Origin of the sequence: Streptomyces sp. NBC_01261, from assembly GCF_036226385.1 — a bacterium.
Lineage (GTDB): Bacteria > Actinomycetota > Actinomycetes > Streptomycetales > Streptomycetaceae > Streptomyces.
Genome location: NZ_CP108463.1, coordinates 7,702,841 through 7,720,202, shown reverse-complemented (window position 1 = coordinate 7,720,202; position 17,362 = coordinate 7,702,841). Strand labels below are relative to the sequence as shown.

13 protein-coding genes and 1 other RNA gene are annotated in these 17,362 nt (G+C 72.7%); 4 read left to right on the top strand and 10 right to left on the bottom strand.

The features are described 5' to 3' along the window. Positions 1-32: 32 nt before the first annotated feature. The 7 genes from OG226_RS34405 to OG226_RS34375 form a co-directional block, all read right to left on the bottom strand. The gene (locus OG226_RS34405) at positions 33-650 is read right to left on the bottom strand and encodes a GTP-binding protein (RefSeq protein ID WP_328683686.1); all 618 of its coding nucleotides are present in this window, start codon (positions 648-650) and stop codon (positions 33-35) included. Then, a complete protein-coding gene (locus tag OG226_RS34400; RefSeq protein WP_318015985.1) occupies positions 631-1,005 on the bottom strand; it encodes a DUF742 domain-containing protein in 375 nt (124 codons plus the stop codon). The genes OG226_RS34405 and OG226_RS34400 overlap by 20 nt, the downstream gene beginning before the upstream one ends. Further along, the gene (locus tag OG226_RS34395) at positions 1,002-1,439 is read right to left on the bottom strand and encodes a roadblock/LC7 domain-containing protein (RefSeq protein WP_328683685.1); all 438 of its coding nucleotides are present in this window, start codon (positions 1,437-1,439) and stop codon (positions 1,002-1,004) included. The genes OG226_RS34400 and OG226_RS34395 overlap by 4 nt, the downstream gene beginning before the upstream one ends. After that, positions 1,436-4,210: a sensor histidine kinase gene (locus OG226_RS34390; protein WP_329351064.1), complete on the bottom strand. Its 2,775-nt coding sequence runs from the start codon at positions 4,208-4,210 to the stop codon at positions 1,436-1,438. The genes OG226_RS34395 and OG226_RS34390 overlap by 4 nt, the downstream gene beginning before the upstream one ends. A 566-nt stretch (positions 4,211-4,776) precedes the next feature. Then, positions 4,777-6,555 (bottom strand): helix-turn-helix transcriptional regulator, encoded by a 1,779-nt coding sequence (locus OG226_RS34385; protein WP_329351063.1) that lies wholly within the window; start codon positions 6,553-6,555, stop codon positions 4,777-4,779. 422 nt (positions 6,556-6,977) lie between these two features. Continuing rightward, on the bottom strand, positions 6,978-7,436 hold the full coding sequence (locus tag OG226_RS34380) for a hypothetical protein (RefSeq protein WP_328683682.1): 459 nt from the start codon (positions 7,434-7,436) through the stop codon (positions 6,978-6,980). Positions 7,437-7,584: 148 nt separating this feature from the next. Continuing rightward, entirely contained in the window at positions 7,585-8,472 is an 888-nt protein-coding gene (locus tag OG226_RS34375; protein WP_328683681.1) for a hypothetical protein, read from the bottom strand. 409 nt (positions 8,473-8,881) lie between these two features. Here OG226_RS34375 and OG226_RS34370 point away from each other — a divergent pair, with 409 nt between their 5' ends. The 4 genes from OG226_RS34370 (at position 8,882) to OG226_RS34355 (ending at position 14,747) form a co-directional block, all read left to right on the top strand. Then, positions 8,882-11,983, top strand: coding sequence for an AfsR/SARP family transcriptional regulator (locus OG226_RS34370; RefSeq protein ID WP_329351062.1), 3,102 nt, complete (start codon positions 8,882-8,884; stop codon positions 11,981-11,983). A 118-nt stretch (positions 11,984-12,101) separates the two neighbouring features. Continuing rightward, the gene (locus OG226_RS34365) at positions 12,102-12,794 is read left to right on the top strand and encodes a M15 family metallopeptidase (RefSeq protein WP_328683679.1); all 693 of its coding nucleotides are present in this window, start codon (positions 12,102-12,104) and stop codon (positions 12,792-12,794) included. Between the two features lie 161 nt (positions 12,795-12,955). Further along, positions 12,956-13,492, top strand: coding sequence for an RNA polymerase sigma factor (locus OG226_RS34360; RefSeq protein ID WP_329351061.1), 537 nt, complete (start codon positions 12,956-12,958; stop codon positions 13,490-13,492). Positions 13,493-13,610: 118 nt separating this feature from the next. Continuing rightward, complete coding sequence (locus OG226_RS34355) at positions 13,611-14,747, top strand: C40 family peptidase (protein ID WP_327404514.1); 1,137 nt, start codon at positions 13,611-13,613, stop codon at positions 14,745-14,747. An 80-nt stretch (positions 14,748-14,827) separates the two neighbouring features. Here OG226_RS34355 and rnpB read toward each other — a convergent pair. The 3 genes from rnpB to OG226_RS34340 all read right to left on the bottom strand — a co-directional run bounded on the left by rnpB (position 14,828) and on the right by OG226_RS34340 (position 17,313). Beyond that, an RNA gene (gene rnpB / locus OG226_RS34350) (RNase P RNA component class A) lies at positions 14,828-15,239 on the bottom strand. Between the two features lie 237 nt (positions 15,240-15,476). Beyond that, the gene (locus OG226_RS34345) at positions 15,477-16,460 is read right to left on the bottom strand and encodes a DMT family transporter (protein ID WP_329351060.1); all 984 of its coding nucleotides are present in this window, start codon (positions 16,458-16,460) and stop codon (positions 15,477-15,479) included. 22 nt (positions 16,461-16,482) lie between these two features. After that, positions 16,483-17,313, bottom strand: a complete 831-nt coding sequence (locus tag OG226_RS34340) for a helix-turn-helix domain-containing protein (RefSeq protein ID WP_329351059.1) — start codon at positions 17,311-17,313, stop codon at positions 16,483-16,485. Positions 17,314-17,362: the final 49 nt, after the last annotated feature.

Below are 17,362 nucleotides of genomic sequence, written 5' to 3'. Positions count from 1 at the left end.
CTGCATGACCGTACGACGGACTGATCGGACGGCTACACCGGCTGGCGGTCGCCCGACGCCTCCGCCGCCAGCCCCCGCATGACGTGTTCGAGGAGCGCGAGCAGCACCGTCTTCACCGACTCCTTGTCGCGGGCGTCGCACAGGACGAGGGGGATGTCGGGGGCCAGGTCGAGGGCGGCGCGGACCTCCTCGGGGTCCTCCTCGCAGACGCCGTTGAAGCAGTTGACGCCCACGGCGAAGGGGATGCCGCGGTGCTCGAAGAAGTCGACGGACGGGAAGCAGCTCTCCAGTCGCCGGGTGTCGGCGAGGACGACCGCGCCGAGCGCGCCGCGGGACAGGTCGTCCCACATGAACCAGAACCGGTCCTGCCCGGGCGCCCCGAAGAGATAGACCACGAGGGCCGAACTGAGCGTGATCCGGCCGAAGTCCATGGCGACCGTCGTCGTGGTCTTCTGCTCCACCCCGGCGAGGTTGTCGACGCCGACGCTGGCCTCGGTGATGAGTTCCTCGGTGCGCAGGGGCGTGGTCTCGCTGATCGCGCCGACCAGGGTGGTCTTGCCGACGCCGAAGCCGCCCGCGACCAGGATCTTGGCGGTGGCGGCGTTGGGCGCGACGGTGGTGGCGCGGCGGTCAGATTCTGCGTATGCCATCGATCACTGCCTGGAGGAAACGGGCGTCGGGGGTACCGGCCGCGGCGGGCGGGGAGACGGAGACGAGTTCGTTGTCCAGGAGGTCATCGAGCAACACCCGTATGACCGCGACGGGTTGATCGAGCCGGGCGGCGACCTCCACCAGCGCGGTGGGCGTACGGCACAGGGCGAGCAGCCGGTTCTGTTCGGGCTGGAGGCGCTGGTCGCGGGTCGGCGGCCGGACGGTGCTGATCAGGGTGATCAGTTCGATACCGGAGTGGAAGGTCGGGGTACGGCCGCCGGTGACCGTGTACGGGCGGACGAGCAGCGCGGGGTCTTCGTCCTCCCACGGGTCTTCCTCGGACCAATGTCTCATTCATGCTCACCCGCGAAGGGCGCGCCGCTGTACTCCGGGAACCGCGGGGGCGCGCTGAGGAACTGCCCCACCTGCCGTACGACCATGGTCATTTCGTAGCCGACGGTGCCGACGTCCACCTGTGAGGTGGCGAGCACGGCGAGGCGGGCGCCGCCGCCGGCGGTGGTGACGAAGAGGAAGAGGTCGTCCATCTCGATGACGGTCTGCTGCACGCGCCCGCCGCCGAAGTGCCGGCTGGTGCCCAGCGCGAGCGAGTGAACTCCCGAGGAAATCGCGGCGAGTTGCTCGGCGTCGTCCTGCGCGAGCCGTTCGGAGGAGCCGACGAGGAGCCCGTCCTCGGACAGGACGATGGCGTGCAGGGTCTCGGGGATCCGCTCGATCAGGTTGTCCAGCAGCCAGGCCAGTCCGCCGTGCGTGGTGTTGGGCGCAGTCATGGGGTGTTCCTTGTCGGACGGGGACGGGTGGGCAACTGACGCCGCTCGGGCGGATCCGTGTTCCAGGTGGGCGCGGGGGTTTCCGCTCGCGGTGACTTCGGCCAGGGGGCGTCTCCGCGCAGCGACGAGGGCCAGGCGGGCGTGGGTACCTCCTCCTGCTCGCGGGCCCTACGGGTCCCGTCCCGCAACGCGGCCAGCATCGACCGGGCCTGCTCGGGCCGCCGTTCGGCCTCCCGCCCGGCCCCGTGTTCCCCGTCCGCGTCGTCCGGCCGCCCCCGCAGCTGCGGCGCGAGATGCGACTGCCGCACGCGCCGGGGAAGCCGGCTGGAGGTGGCGGAGGCACCGGAGGTACGGGAACGCGGGAAAGGTACGGCCCCGCGCGGCGATACGGCGGCGGAGCCGTCGGCCACCGGTGCCGCCGGACCGGAAGGAGGCTGGGGTTGCGATGGGGCGTGGGCCTGGGCCTGGGCCTGGGCCTGAGGTTGCGGCTGGGGTTGGGCCGGAGGTCGGGGTTGGGGCTGGGGTGCGGTTCGGGTACGGGTGCGCATCGGCATACCGCCGGCCGTCGTCCCGCCACGTCCCGAACCGGTGACCGGCCCGGTGGCCGTCCCGCCGGCCGAACCCATGCCCATGCCCATTCCGATGCCCAGGCCGATGCCCAGGCCCGAGCCACTGCCCGAACCCGTCGTCGAACCGGTCGACGATCCCGGCCCGGAGCCCGCCCCCGAGCCCGTCCCAGAACCGGTCCCCGACTCCGGCACCGCCCCCGCGACCGAAGCCAGATGCCGCTCCGCCCGCGCGTCCAGCGTCGGCGGCACCGCGTCCGCCGCCGACTCCGTGAGGGCGTGCGGGAGGACGACGACGGCGAGCGAGCCGCCGTAGGACGAGGCCTGGAGGCTGGCTGTGACGCCGTGGCGTTGGGCGAGGTGGCCGACGGTGAAGAGGCCGAGGCGGGGGTCCTCGCCGAGGGTGGTGAAGCTGAAGTCCTTGGGGTGGTGCAGGAGTTCGTTGGCCGCCGCGTACTCGTCCGCCGTCAGACCGAGCCCCCGGTCCTCCACCTCGACGGCGTAGCCCTGTGCCACCGGCAGTGCCCGGACCCGTACTTCGGTGTGCGGGGGCGAGAACGTCACGCCGTTCTCGATGAGTTCGGCCATGAGGTGGATCGTGTCGCCGACCGCGGGGCCCAACACCGCGATGGGCGGGAGGGGTTCGACGACGACCCGGGTGTACCCCTCGATCTCGGACACCGCGCTGCGCAGCAGCTCCGCGAGCGGCACCGCCTGCTTCCAGCGGCGCCGGGGGGACGCGCCGGACAGCACGGTCAGGCTCTCCGCGTTGCGCCGCATCCGGGTGGCCAGGTGGTCGACGCGGTAGAGATCGGAGAGGAGTTGAGGGTCCTGCTCCTTGCGTTCCATGGAGTCGATCACCGTGAGCTGCCGGTGGACGAGGAGTTGGATGCGGCGCGACATGTTGTGGAACACGAGCCGCGCTCCCTCGCGCAGCGCGGCCTGCTCCAGCGCGACGCTCACGGCGGTGCGCTGGGCGCTGTTGAAGGCCTCCGCGACCTTGCCCAACTCGTCGGTGCCGTAGTCGAGTTCGGGCAGGTCGTCGAGTTCGGCGCGTTTGCCCTGGGTGCGCAGCCGGGTGATGAGTTCGGGCAGTCGTTCCTCGGCCAGTTCGAGTGTCGCCGCGCGCAGTCCGGACATCCGGCCGATGAGGGACCGGGTGATGCGCAAGGACAGGACGGCCACGGCGAGGACGGCCACGAACGCGAGGGCGCTGCCGAGCAGCGCCTTGACGAGCACCTGGTGGGTCCGGTCCGCGGAGTCCTGGGTGACCTTGCCCAGGAACTGTCCCTCCACGGCCTGCACCGCGCCGGACACCCGCCCCGGGGCGGCGGCGCGGGCGGCCGGGACGGCGGGCACGGAGATGGTGCCGTCGTGCCCGGCGGGCGCCGCGGCGACGGTCTTCTCGAAGGCCGTCATGGCGGTCCAGTCCTGACCGCCCATGGTCTTGCCCAGCTCGGCGCCCAGTCCCGCGGGCAGGTAGGGCTCCACCTCGTTGGACAGCACGGAGACCCGGACGGCCTGGGCGGCGGCCAGCGCCGACCGCTCCTGGACGCTCGACTTCCGTGACGCGGCGACCCCGTCGAGGATCGCCTCCTCCTGCGAGAGCGCCTCCGCCCCGCGCAGGAACGCCAGGGCGTGACCGGCGTCGGCGGCGGTGGCCGCGTCGCCGCTGTCGGTGCTGAGCATCCCGAAGAGGTTCAGCACCGAGGACACCGCGTCGGAGTAGGCGGTGTAGGCCTGCTGCCGGGTGCTCTTCCCGCCGTCGACGGCGGCCCGTTCGTCGGTGAGTCCGGTGAGCCGCTTCCGTACGGTGCCCAACTGGGCCTGGTACTGCGCCGATCCGTCACCGGCGGACGCGGCATCCACCTTGCGGAACCCGGCGAGTACGGCGTCCGTCCGGCGCCGCTGCGCCGCCAGGGCGGTGGAGCTGCCGTGCGAGGCCAACAGGCTGACGGTCAGCTGCCGTTCCTTCTGGAACTCGCCGACCGCCGGCACCAGGGCGTACGTGGTCTTCGCCGGCCGGCCCTCCTTGTTGGCGTTGTGCCACTGGTCGAAGAGCGCGTACGAACCGCTGACCCACAGCAGGACCATCGCCGCCGCCGGCACCACCGCGAGCGTGATGAGCGAGGCACGGATACTGCGCCCCCGCCCGGCCCTCGCGCCCGCTTCCTCCGGCGCCGACGTACCCCGATGCCGGCTCACCTCGCCCACCGGCACCCGACGGCACAGCGGCAGAGAGAGGGAGCTGCGGTGAAGAACTGCGACACCGGCTTTATTCCTTTCCGGGGTGGCGCGCGACATATCGAGACGGGCCGACAGACACGTCAAAACGCCTGCACACACTGGGGAGTTGACGGCGCGGCACGCCAGGAACGCCAAGGACACCCTGCGGATTTCCCGACGGGCGCCCGAGCCCCCCGCGCAGTTGGTTAGGTATGAAACCGAGCCATCCCACCCGGGTCAAGGGACCCCACAAACACGCCGGGCGTACAGGTTTAGGCCGATCAGTACACTATGCGCGTAGACAATCCGGGCCCCCTCACCTCCAACCCCTCGGCCACAAAGACGTTTTGGCTGACTACCCAGGGTGAGGCGAGGGGGAGAGGGTGGTTCGAGGGGTGCCGGGGACGGGGCTTGGGCGGAGGGGCGGGAGACCCGGAACGGGGCCCACTGTGACCTAGTTCACAGCATGAACACCGTCCACGCACATCAACTCCATCGGCAGCCAAGGGCCGTTGGTCGAGCGCCGGGTACGGAACGCCCCCCACTCACCCCCGCCCCGACTCCCCCAACAACCCCTCGCACTGCGCCCCCAGCCACGTCATCCCGTACGTCTCCGCCCCCCGGGACGCCTCCCGCAGAAGCCGTACCGCGTTCGGCTCGCTACCTGGGCCGCCCACGCGGCGTACGGCGCGGGCCTGGGCCAGGCGGAGGCGGGCGAGTTCGGGCTGGGAGGAGCGGGCCGGGACCGCGGCCTGGCGGAAGTGTTCGAGGGCCGTTTCCGGTTCACCCGCGGCAAGGGCGAGGACGCCGCAGGCGCGGGCGGTCGGGCCGACGAGGACGGTGGGCCAGCCGCCCAGGGCGATCTGCTGGCCGTCGTGCGGGGCCAGGCGGGCGCGGAGCACGGGCAGCACCGGCGCCAACTCGGCCTCGAATCCGCCCTCCAGGTCCAGCGCCGCGCAGACCTCCGCCAGCAGGACCAGCGCGGGGACGGCCCAGCCCGACGGCGGGAAGCGGTCGACGTCGGCGACGCAGCCGAGGAACAGGTCCGCGCCCTCGGCGTGCTGCCCGGTCTCGCACAGGGCGAGGGCGAGCCCGGCCCGCCAGACCGGGAAGTAGGCGTGCCGCTCGACGTCGCCGGCCAGGTCGGAGGTGAACAGTTCGGTCAGCCGGCCCTGCTGTCTCAGCAGCCAGTAGGCCTGGCCGAGGCGGGTCTGGGTGAGGTTGTCGGCGGGGACGGCGTAGTCGGCGCGGAGCAGTTCGATGAACTTCAGCGACTCCACGAAGATCCACTCGGCGGCTGCGTCGAACCGGCCGTGCCACAGGTCGAGCAGGGCGTCGAGGGTGTACCGCTGCCACAGGGCGAGGGCGCTCTGGGTCTCGGCGGCGTGCTTGCGGTACTGGTTCGCGGTGGCGAGGGCGCTGAAGATCCTGCCGTTGCGGAGCTGGTCGATGGCGACGGCCATGAGGGCCTCACCGCGGAAGTACGTCGAGTCGTGCCGGGCCGCGGCCTCGCGCAGTCGCTCGGAGAGGGTCAGCGACTCGGGGGCCGGCATGAAGTCGTAGCGTGCCCAGCGGCACTCGGTGAGGACCTCGCAGCGCACCTCGTCGTCGCCGTCGCCGTCGCCGGGTAATCGGCGCAGGGTCTCCTCGGCGAGCCGCGCGCCCTCGGCGGGTCCCGCCAGTCCCGCCGCGGTGTCCTGGCTGACGGCGAGGGCCATCTTCTTCGCGAGATGCGCTTCGAGCCGTAGCCGCAGCCCCGCGGCCTCCGCGCTGCCGTCGCCGTCCAGTGCGGCCAGGCAGCCCCGGATCGACTGGAGCAGTTCGCGGTCGACCTGTCCGGGATCGGACCAGCGGCGCGCCATCCTGATCACGGCCTCGGCCTGCGCGCGGGGATCGCCCTCGGCGCTGCGGTAGGCGGCGGTGTAGTGCCGTTCTGCCTCTCGCATCTCGCCCGCGGTATGGCTGAGGTCACCGCGCCGCAGCAGCCGCCGGAACTCGGCACGGTCCGGGCCGACGGCCGAACGCCCCTCCTTCTCGGGCGACTTGACCGCCCCGGACGCCTTCTCACCCGCCCCGCCCCGGACCGCCTTCGGTACGGCGTCGGAGCCGGGCAGTGGCGCCAGCCCGACCAGCGCGCCCTTGGCACCCAGCACCTCGTCGCACAGCTGGGCCAGTTCCAGGGACGCCCTGCGGCGCCCGTTCTCCACGCGGCTCAGGAAGCTGCGGCTGCAGTACACCTTGCCGGCCAGCTCGCTCAACGACATGCCTGCCGCGATGCGGCGCCTGCGTAACTCGGCGCCGAACCCGTCGTACTCGATGACCATCCCCCCAACAACGCACCGCCCGAACGGTGTTGCCAAATACCCGCTGGCAACACCCGACCCCTCCGGACCGGCCCGATGACCGGGGAAGCTGTCTGTGCCGGAGCCTACGGGCACGGGGGCGCGTCCTATGGGGGAACGGGCGCACTGATCATGCCTTCGGACGAACCCGAGGCGCGTGCTGCGGTCGATATGCCGGGGGCATCCGACCGCAGCACATCCGGCGCCAATCCCCCTGTGTTCCACGGGGGCACCGAAGAGCTGAACGACGACGGGGGAACGGGGGTCCACGGTCCGGGGCGCGTGGGGGCGCGCTCCGGACCCCGGATCCGGACGACCGCGATTGATTCGGCGGGGAGGCACGAACGCACGACTCGCCCCGGTACTCCTCTGCGCGGGCGTACCGGGGCGAGTCCGTCGGATCGTCAGCCCTGGCTGCAGTAGTCCACCCAGCGGTGCGACGAGATGTTGTTGTTGACGCTCTTGCCGAACTGCGACAGGCCCGCGCCGTAGGTGAAGGTGTACTGGCCGGTCGTGGTGTCGGGCCAGCTGTCGCCCTGGCTGATGCAGGCGTGCGCGCCGCCGGCGTTGGGGGCGGTGTACAGGTCCACGGCGTCCAGGCCGCCCGCGTAGCCGTTGTTCCAGATGTCGGAGGTCAGGTTGCGGCAGCTGCCCCAGTTGTCGGAGTTGCCGGACCACTTGCACTCGCGTCCGCCGCCGTAGGGCTGGGTGTAGACGTGGAGGTAGCCGTCCCCGGAGGCGAGCCGCGCGGTCGCGGTCGACTGGGCACCCGCGTCCAGCGCGCTGGCGCTGGAGACCGGGGAGAAGAGCGCGGCGACGGCGGCGGCCGAGGCCGCGACGGTGAGGAGACGCTTGACGGACATGGTTTGCCTCGTTTCGTTGTGATGCGAGTGGGGTGATGGGCCCACAGTGGGGTCAGGTCCACGTGGGGTGATGCGCCCACGGCTCGGCGGCCGTGGTGGTCTGTGTGGGGTGGTCTGTGTGGGGTGGAGGAGCGGGGGCGGGCCGGGGTCAGGCGCCGTGAGCGACGATCTCGCGGGCGCGGGGCAGCGCCTCGCGCTTGAGGCGGGCCAGATCGGCCGTCTCCTGGGGGTGGCTCCGCCGGAGTCGGTCCCGGTACTCGGAGTCCAGGGACTTGGCCACGGACGACAGGCCGCTGGAGACGGCGCAGGCCGCCTCGGCCGAGGCCAGCCGTACCTCCTTGGCGTGCGGCCACGGGGTCTGCGGCAGGGTGGCCGCGGCCCGGGCCCGGGCGGGGTCCGCGTAGGTGTAGGTCCGCTCGCGCATGCAGCGCGCCCAGGTTTCGACGGCCGCCTGGTACCGCTTGTCGTCCGTCACGAGGCCGACGCGTATGCCGGCCAGGCTGTCGGTGACCCGGGTGGCCCGGAACCAGGCCTGGAGATCGCCGTACAGCTGCCGTTGGGCGGTGGCCTGGCAGCCCTGGTCGCTGTGGGAGACCCGTATGCCGTTCGGGAGCCGGGCCGAAAGCCCTTGTGGCCGGGGCCCGTTGAGGTCGCTCACCAGGACGGCCCTGGTGTTGGCCGGTACGGAGTGGAAGTACCGCTGGTTGGGGTCGCTCCGGACCTCGGCCTCCCGCTGCCGCCGCAGGTCGGTGCCGTAGCCGTGGGCCCTGGCCCACGCCGGGTCGTCCACGACGTAGGGGAACCGGACCGAGACGTCGTCACCGCTGGGCGGCTCGACCCAGTACTTGTGTCCCTCCTTCTCCATGCACTTCTTGATGAGGAGCTGCTCCGCGAGCCGTAGCGTCTCCGCCGTGCTGCCCGCGGCCCGGGGCGTGCTGCTCCCGGCCGCCGCGGGGGTGGTCGTGCTGCCCGCGCATCCGGTGGCCGTCGTCGCCAGCAGACCGGCGGTCAGCAGGGCCAAGGTCCAGCGGTGCATGGGGCGCCTCCCGGGGATCCGGTCGAACGGACGTGGTGCTTTCGAGCCGTTGACGCCCCAGGGGCCCCGTCCGTATGCCCCTGGATCACAGGGGTTTTTTCTTTCTCCGGCGCTCATACGAGGGCGGTGCGCGAACCGTCCTCCCTGCACGCGACAGGCCTCGCCGACCGTCGAGAACCAGCCAACCGGCGAGGGAGAGGAGGGGAACGCCGAGCGCCGAGCGCCGACAGAGGCGCGCACGACAGATGTCACCTGTCCTGACCTCGCAGGTGGGGGCCACCGGTCCGCCGAATCGATCGAATCCGGTCACGGCGGTCCGGCCTCCGCTGTGCCTTCGCTATGTGGAGGGCATGTTCGCCGATATCTTTGCCGTGCTCCATGGGGCGCATGGTGCGGCGATCGGGGAACGATGTTCGAAGTGCGGCTGCTCGGTCCGGTGGAGGTGTGGGCCGACGGTCGACGGGCCCCGCTCGGCGGTGTCAGACCCCTCGCGGTCCTGTCGGCACTGGTCGTCCACCTCGGCGAGGTGCTCTCCACCGAGCGGCTCGTGGACTGTGTCTGGGACGAGCGGTCGCCGGCCACCGCGGGCGCCCTGGTGGCCACCCATGTCTCCGCCGTACGCCGGGCACTGGCCCAGGTCACGCGGGACACCGTGGTCCGGACGCGGCCACCGGGCTATGTCGCCGACCTCGAACCGTCCCAGATCGACGCCCGCCGGTTCGAGGTCCTGCTCGCCTCGGGCCGGGCCGCCGCCGCGGCGGGCCGTCTGGAGGAGGCCGCCGATCTGCTGCCCGAGGCGCTGGCGCTGTGGCGCGGCCAGGAAGCGCTGGAAGGACTGGGCCAGAACTTCGCCCGGATCGAGGCGTCCCGGCTGGCCGAACTGCGGCTCGTCGCCCAGGAGGAGTCCTTCGGACTGCATCTCGATCTGGGCCGCGCGGACCGGACGATCGCCCCGCTGCTCGCGCACGTCGCCGCCCACCCGCTGCGGGAACGGCCGCGCGGCCAGCTGATGACCGCGCTGGTCCGCACCGGCCGCGTCTCCGACGCCCTGCGCACCTACCGGGAGGGCCGCGCGGTCCTGCGCGAGGAGCTGGGCATCGATCCCGGCCCGGAGTTGCAGGCGCTGCACCAGGCGGCACTGACCAACGACACACAGGTGGCGGACACCGCCCGCCCGGACAGGATCAGGCGGGAACCCGCGCGGCCACCGAAGTCGACGCCGGACGGCAGCCGCGGCACGCCCGACCCCCGGGCCTGGCCCACGCCGTCCCATCTCCCGCCGGACATCGCCGACTTCGTGGGCCGCTCCGAGCAGATCGCCTGGGCCGCCGCGCTGGTGGGCGGGGTCGACGAGGCGGGCCGTACCGCTCCGCCGATCGGGGTGATCTCCGGCCGGTCCGGCACGGGCAAGACCGCGCTCGCCGTGCACGTCGGCCACCGTACGGCCGAACTCTTCCCGGACGGCCGCCTGTTCGTGGACCTGCGGGCGGCCGACACCGCGCCGCTGCAACCCGCCGACGCCCTCGCCCGGCTGCTGCGCGCCATGGGCGCCGACCCCGAGACCCTGCCGACCTCGGTCGAGGAGCTGACGGGGCTGTACCGCACCCGCATCGGACACCGGCGCGTCCTGCTGATCCTGGACAACGCGGCGGGCGAGGCGCACGTACGGCCTCTGCTGCCCCCCGGCCCGGGCTGCGCCGTCCTCGTCACCAGCCGGCGCCGGCTGGTGGCGCTGGAGGGCTCCGCCCATCTGGACCTGGCCGTGCCCGGTCAGGCGGAGGCGCTCGAACTGCTGCGCCGCGTCGCCGGACCGGACCGCACGAGCGCCGAGCCGGAGCGGGCCGCGGAGATCGTCTCGCTGTGCGGACGGCTGCCGCTGGCGGTGCGTATCGCGGGCGCCCGGCTGGCGGCCCGCCCGCACTGGGCGCCCGGCCGGCTCGCCGACCGGCTGCGCGACGAACGCCGCCGGCTGAGCGAACTGCGCGCCGGGGACCTGGAGTTGCGCACCAGCCTCGAACTCGGTTACGCCGACCTGGAGTTGCCCGAGCGCCGGGCGCTGCGCCGGCTGGCCCTGCTCGACCTGCCGGACTTCGCGGCCTGGATCGCCGCCCCGCTGCTGGACATCGGCACGGAGGAGGCCGAGGAGGCGGTGGAGCGGCTGGTGGACTGCCACTTCATCGACGTGATCGGCGTCGACGAGACGGGCCGCAGCCGGTACCGCATCCACGACCTGGCCCGCGAACACGCCCGCGAGCGCTGCTTGTCCGAGGAGAGCGCCGAGGAGCGTACGGCGGCCGTGCTGCGGCTGGTGGCCTCCTGGCTGGATCTCGCCGAGAAGGCGGCGGCCCTCGGCCCGGGCGGAGCCGCCCGGCGCTTCCCCGAACCGGCCGCCGTACGGCCCCTCGACGCGGAGACCGAGGAGGAGCTGCTGGAGCGGCCCACGTCCTGGTTCGCCGCCGAACAGGCCTGTCTGCTCGCGGCGGTGGAGTACTGCGCCGACCACGGCATGGTTCGCGCCGCCCGCGATCTGGCCGGTGCGCTGATCGCGAGTTCGGCCGCCCTGTACAACCAGTTCGACTCCTGGTCCCGTTCGCACGCCGCGGCCATGGCCGCCGTACACCGCGGCGGGGACGACGAGGGCGAGGCATGGCTGCTCGCGGGTCTTGGCCAACTACGTTATGAACAGGACGAGTTCGAGGATTCGTACACCTACTTCGGCAAGGCCCTGCGCCTGTTCGAGGCGCGCGGTGACGTGCCCGAGGGTGCGGCGCTCGCGCTCGCCGGGATGGGGACGGCCCGCCGTGAACAGGCCGGGTACGCCGAGGCGTCGGAGCTGTTGGACGCGGCGCTGGAGCGGTACGGGGAGTCCGCCGGGCGGGGCGCCCGAGCCCGGGTGCTGTACGGCATCGGCTACGTGCACCGGGAGCAGGGGCGCGGCGTGCGGGCCCGGGAGGCTCTCGCGCGGGCCCTGGACCTGTACCGCGCGGCGGACGACCGGCACGGCGAGGCGCTGACCCTGCGGTCGCTGGCCCTGTGCGACCGGGCCGAGGGCGCGCTCGCGGACGCCGAGCGGCAACTGCACGAGGCGCTGCGGATCTTCGCGGCTCTGCGGGACACCTTCGGGGTGATGTACACCGAACAGTCGCTGGCCAAGACGGAGTTGAGGCTCGGCCGCCTCGACGAGGCACGGGCGCGGCTCGGCCGGTGCCTGACCGTGGCCCGCGAGCGCCAGGACCGCTTCGGCGAGGCGCTCGTCCTGCGCACGCTGGGCGAGTGGCACTTGGCGGCCGGCGATCCGGACGGCGCGCGGGAGCCGCTGGAGCGGGCGCTGTCAACCTGGGAGGCGCTGCGGCTCCCCCTGTGGCGGGCCCGCACGCTCCGGGACCTGGCCGAGGTACGGGAGGCAGCCGGCGACGCGGCGGCGGCGCGGGCTGCCAGGGCCGAAGCACTCGGTGTCTTCCGGGAGTTGGGCTGCCGCGAGGCACAGGAGCCGGCGGCGGGCGCCGGGTAGTCCCCACCGGTTCCCGAGGGACGCCGCCGTAGCCCTGCGCCCGCCCGCAGAAGTGCTGGTGGGTCGCCTACAGGCAACTTGCAGAGCAGTTGCAGCGGGGTCCGCGATGCTGATGCACGTGACAGAGATCATCACACTCTCGGACGCCCGGGTCGCCGCCGTCGCGGAGGACGACTGCGGCGAACCGCTGGTCGACCTGCGCGGCACGGACGACCTGCGGATCGACCACCGGCAGGCCGACGACGACGGAAGCTACGCCCACCTCAGGGCCGGTGCGCTACGGCGGCTGGTGCGCGCCCAGCGGCTGCTGCCGACCGGGGTCCGCTTCCTGGTGGTGGAGGGGTACCGGCCGCCCGCCCTGCAGCGCCGGTACTTCGAGGAGTACGCGGAGACCATGCGCCGGGCCCATCCGGACGCGTCGCCGGAGCGGATCCGCGAACTGGCGAGCGCGTACATCTCCCCGCCGGAGGTCGCACCGCACGTCAGCGGCGGGGCCGTCGATCTGACGCTGTGCGACCTGGACGGCCGGGAACTGCCGCTGGGCACGGAGGTCAACGCGACCCCCGAGGAGAGCGAGGGCGCCTGCCGCACCGGGGCGCCCGACATCAGCGCCGAGGCGCGTGCCAACCGGGCCCTCATGAGCTGGGCCCTCGACGCGACCGGCTTCGTCAACTACCCGACCGAATGGTGGCACTGGTCGTACGGCGACCGGTACTGGGCGCTGCTGCGCCGGGCACCGGCCGCCCGCTACGGCCCCGCCGCGCCACCCGGCCCGACGGCTTGGGGTGCTGGAAGCCGGGGGCAAATCTAACCGCCGTAGCGGACTTTGACCGGTTAGAAATGACCCCAGCCTCCAGCACCCCAAGCCGCCACCCCCGGCCCGACGGCCTGACCAGCCACCGACCGGGACACCCGACGACAGCACCGTACGGCCGAGTTCACGACCGAGTTCACGACCGAGGGGGAAACAGCATGGAGACCGGAACCTGCGCCGTCCCGCCACCGCAGCGCGAGGACGGCGACCGGATGAGCCCGAAGGACTTCGACGCGTCCTTCGCCGCCGACATGCCACGCCTGCGCCGCCGGCTGCTGGCCCTGACCGGCAACCCGCACGACGCCGACGACCTGCTCCAGGAGACCTACCTACGGCTCTCCCGACGCGCCCGCGCCCAGAACCTGACGCGGCAGCAGCACCCGTACGCCTACACCTGCACCGTCGCCCTGAACCTGCTGCGCGACGCGTGGCAGCACCCCTCCCGGCGCGAACAGTCCACCGACCGGCTGCCCGAGTCGGGCTGGGACGGCGGGCTGGCCTCGTACGAGGCGTCCCAGACCACGCTGGCGCTGCTGGGCGTGCTCTCCGAGAAGGAGGCCGCGGCGGTGATCCTCGTCGACCTGGAGGGCCTCAGCCACGACACCGCGGGCGAACGCCTCGGCGCCCACCGCGGCACGGTCCAGCGCAACCGGATGCGCGGCCTGGCCAAGATGCGCGACGCGCTCGGCCACTAGGCCCACCCACGTGCCGCTCCCCCACGGGGGTGGGGAGCGGCACGCACGTCCACAGCGCCGTCCCCAACCGCCGTCCCCGGCCCGTCCGGTGACGTCATCTCGACGAAGGAAGTCTTCCTTGAACACCAGCAGCACGCGCCGCCGGACCAGCGGCGCGCTCCTGGGGGCCTCGGTCCTCGCCCTGTCCGCGTTCGTCTCCGCCCCGGCCCACGCCGCCGCGCAGGACGCCACCTGCGGTGTCCTGGCACCGGGCGCCTCGGCCATCGCGCAGGCCGCGGTGAACGCCGCCTGTTCGCAGATCGGCGTCTGGTACAGCTGGGGCGGCGGGCACGCGGCCACGCCGGGCGCCAGCTACGGCTACTACGACGGCTCGGACCCCGACAGCCTCCACGACAACGAGCGCAAGGGCTTCGACTGCTCCGGCCTGACGCGCTTCGCCTACTACCAGGCCACCGGCCGGGACCTGCTCAACGGCACGGCGGACGACCAGTTCCACAGCTCGCAGGCCTCGGCCCGCTTCTCCGCTTCGCAGGGCTCCGCCCCGCTGCTGCCGGGCGACCTGATGTTCTGGGGCAGCGGGCACGTCCACCACGTCGCCATGTACCTGGGCAACGGGCAGATGGTCGAGGCGTACGAGTCGGGCACCCACATCCGGGTCGCCCCCGTACGCACCGGCGGCGACTACGCGGGCGCGATCCGGGTCAACGGCTCGGGCACGCCCACCCCGCCGCCCGCGAACGGCGGCACGGTCTTCGAGACCTGGGGCACGGGGGTGCGCACCCGCTCCACGCCGAGTGTGCGCGGTGCCGTGGTGGACACCTTCGCCGGTCCGACCCAGGTGTCCGTCCAGTGCCAGGAGCACGCCGAGACCGTCACCGCCGAGGGCTACACCAACGACATCTGGTCCAAGCTGGCCGACGGTTCGTGGCTGACCAACATCTACATCAAGGGCCCGGCCTCGCTGCCCGGCATCCCGGACTGCGGCGGCAGCAGCACCCCGCCGCCCTCCGGAGGCAGCAAGCCGTTCCAGACCTGGGGCACCGGCGTCCGCACCCACAGCCAGCCGAACGTCAACGCCGGCGTGGTCGACTACTTCGCCCAGCCCACCACGGTCAACGTCGTCTGCCAGGCACACGCCCAGGAGGTCACGGCCGAGGGCTACACCAACGACGCCTGGTCCAAGCTGACGGACGGCTCCTGGCTGACCAACATCTACATCAAGGGCGCGGCCTGGCTGGACGTACCTACCTGCTGAGGTGAAGCCGAATCCGAGACCGTCGGCCGCCGTACGCCTTGAGGGGTGTGCGGCGGCCGGCGGTTGGAAACAGAGAGCGGCAGACGAGCCGGGCCGTACGCCGGGTTCTGTGTCCGGGAGGACCTCACGATCCCCCCGGCGACGGCCATCCATCTAGGACCGGTGTTGCCACCGGCCTCGTGCGGTCTACCCGCGGACTCGGGCGGGCAGCCCTCGAACGTCCGCGCAGAGCGCGCTTTTTACGGCGGCGCTCCTTTTGACCTTGCTCCGGGTGGGGTTTACCTAGCCGCCTGAGTCACCTCAGGCGCTGGTGGTCTCTTACACCACCGTTTCACCCTTACCCGGCACCGAAGCGCCGGGCGGTCTGTTTTCTGTGGCACTGTCCCGCGGGTCACCCCGGGTGGCCGTTAGCCATCACCCTGCCCTGTGGAGCCCGGACGTTCCTCGGGAAGTCCCCCTGGGGGCACTCCACGCGACCGTCCGCCCGGCTCGTCTGCCGTGCCGACCATGCTACCGGGCGGCCACCGGCCCCTCGACCGTCACCCGATGCTTCCGGCCCCGCCGGTCGACCAGCCTCGCCGATCCCTACGGCCCGAGGAGTTCGCCCGATCCCGCCGAACCTTCCGGCCCCACCGGTTCGACCAGCCCCACCGATCCCTACGGCCCGAGGAGTTCGCCCGATCCCGCCGAACCTTCCGGCCCCACCGGTTCGACCAGCCCCACCGATCCCTACGGCCCCACCGGCTCACCCAATCCCGCCGACCCTCCAGGTACCGCCGACCCCATCGCCTCCCTCGGAACCGCCGACCTCACCGGTTCACCGGACCCCGACGATCCCCCCGATCCGCCAGATCCCCCCGACCCCGCCGTCGCCAGCACCGACCCCGCCAGGATCAACGTGAACGCCACCGCGATGCCCACCGTCAGGTTCTCCCCCAGGAACAGCGCGCCCGCCGCCACCGCCACCGCCGGGTTGACGTACGTGATCACCGTCGAACGGGTCGGGCCGACCTCCTTGATCAGCTCCAGGAAGGCCACGAACGCCACCGCCGTGCAGATCACTCCCAGGCCGGCGAGAGAGGCCAGGACGTGCGGGGAAGGGACCGACGACGGCCAGGTGAGCGCCGCCGCGGGGGCGTAGACGATCGCCGCCAACGCCAGGCACGGGGCGGTCAGTTGGAGTGTCGGGACGTCCTTCAAGTGGCGGGCCGCTATCAGCGGTGCCGTCGCATAGCCCAGCACCGTCAGCAACACCTCCGCCAGCGAGCGCGCGTCGCCGCCCGTCAGGTGCGGGACCGTGAGGACGGTGACGCCGGCCAGGCCCAGTGCCAGGCCGGCCACCCGCCGGGCGCCCAGTCGCTCCGTCTCGCCGAAGAAGCGCGCCATCAGCACGCCCACGATCGGTACACCCGCGATGAGCAGGCCCGCCGTAGAGCTGGACAGGTGCCGTTCCGCGTCCGTCAGCGTGAACCACGGGCCGATGATCTCGATGCACGCGAAGGCCAGCATCGGGCGCCAGTGCGTCCGGACCGTGCGGGTCAGGCCGCCCTGGCGCAGGGCGAAGGGCAGGAGGAGTACGGCGCCCAGGGCGCAGCGCGTGAAGACGACCATGGACGGGGACAGCGGGGCGTCCACCGCCACCTTGATCATCAGGTAGGGGATGCCCCACACCACTCCCATCAGGGAGAACAGGAACCAGCCGCGTGCAGTCATACGGCGAGTCTGCGCCGACCCCTCACAGGGAGTCTTGAACGCTGTTGCGGTACGCCGCCGGCGTCACCCCCAGCACCCGCCGGAACCAGCGCGTCAGATGCGCCTGGTCCGCGAAGCCCACCTGCGCCGCCACCTCGGCGGGCCGCCCGCCCGCGTCCAGCAGACCGCGCGCCCGAGTCACCCGGTACTGGGCCAGCCACGCGTACGGCGGTATCCCCATCGTCGTACGGAAGGCACGGAGCAGTTGGTAGCGGGACAGGCCGAAGTCCGCGGCCAGGGACGAGAGCGACGGCGGGGTCAGCAGTTCGTCCGCCAGGCGGTCCCGCACCGCGTGGGCCACCCAGGCCGCGCCCGGGATCTCGTCCGACACCGGGCGCGAGGTGGAGTGGCGGCGGGCGAGCGCCGTGAGGAGCCACGGGAGGCGGGACTCCGCCTCCAACGGGTCGGGGCAGAGGCTGAGTCGGGTGTGCGCCACGCGCAGTGCCACGGCGAGTTCGGCGTCGTCGAGGAGCGGCTCGCGGAAGTGCGGGAGGGCGGCGCCGAGGATGCCGTCCGTCAGCAGTCCCGGGTCGGCGTAGAGGGCTCGGTAGGCGTAGCCGTCGGTGGTGGTGCCGGGGCCGCCCGTATGCATTTCGCCGGGGGCGAGTACGACGATGGAGCCCGGGTGCGTGCGGATGTGGCCGCCGCGGTAGTCGATGAGTTCCGAGCCGTCGACGCAGACGCCGATCGTGAACTCCTCGTGCGCGTGCGGGGCGTAGACATGCCGGTCGAAGCGGGCCGTCAGGAGGTCGAGCGGCGGGCCGCAGTGGCCCAGTCTCGCCCTCGTCCACAGGGCCTGCTCACGTGCGCTCACCGGCCGCACCCCCTCTTCCCCACAGGGTGCAACGCGCCGGGGCCGTATG

Coding starts and splice junctions, on each gene's coding strand:
- OG226_RS34405 (WP_328683686.1), bottom strand. CDS start 650: ATGGCATACGCAGAATCTGACCGCCGCGCCACCACCGTCGCGCCCAAC.
- OG226_RS34400 (WP_318015985.1), bottom strand. CDS start 1,005: ATGAGACATTGGTCCGAGGAAGACCCGTGGGAGGACGAAGACCCCGCG.
- OG226_RS34395 (WP_328683685.1), bottom strand. CDS start 1,439: ATGACTGCGCCCAACACCACGCACGGCGGACTGGCCTGGCTGCTGGAC.
- OG226_RS34385 (WP_329351063.1), bottom strand. CDS start 6,555: ATGGTCATCGAGTACGACGGGTTCGGCGCCGAGTTACGCAGGCGCCGC.
- OG226_RS34380 (WP_328683682.1), bottom strand. CDS start 7,436: ATGTCCGTCAAGCGTCTCCTCACCGTCGCGGCCTCGGCCGCCGCCGTC.
- OG226_RS34375 (WP_328683681.1), bottom strand. CDS start 8,472: ATGCACCGCTGGACCTTGGCCCTGCTGACCGCCGGTCTGCTGGCGACG.
- OG226_RS34370 (WP_329351062.1), top strand. CDS start 8,882: ATGTTCGAAGTGCGGCTGCTCGGTCCGGTGGAGGTGTGGGCCGACGGT.
- OG226_RS34360 (WP_329351061.1), top strand. CDS start 12,956: ATGGAGACCGGAACCTGCGCCGTCCCGCCACCGCAGCGCGAGGACGGC.
- OG226_RS34345 (WP_329351060.1), bottom strand. CDS start 16,460: ATGACTGCACGCGGCTGGTTCCTGTTCTCCCTGATGGGAGTGGTGTGG.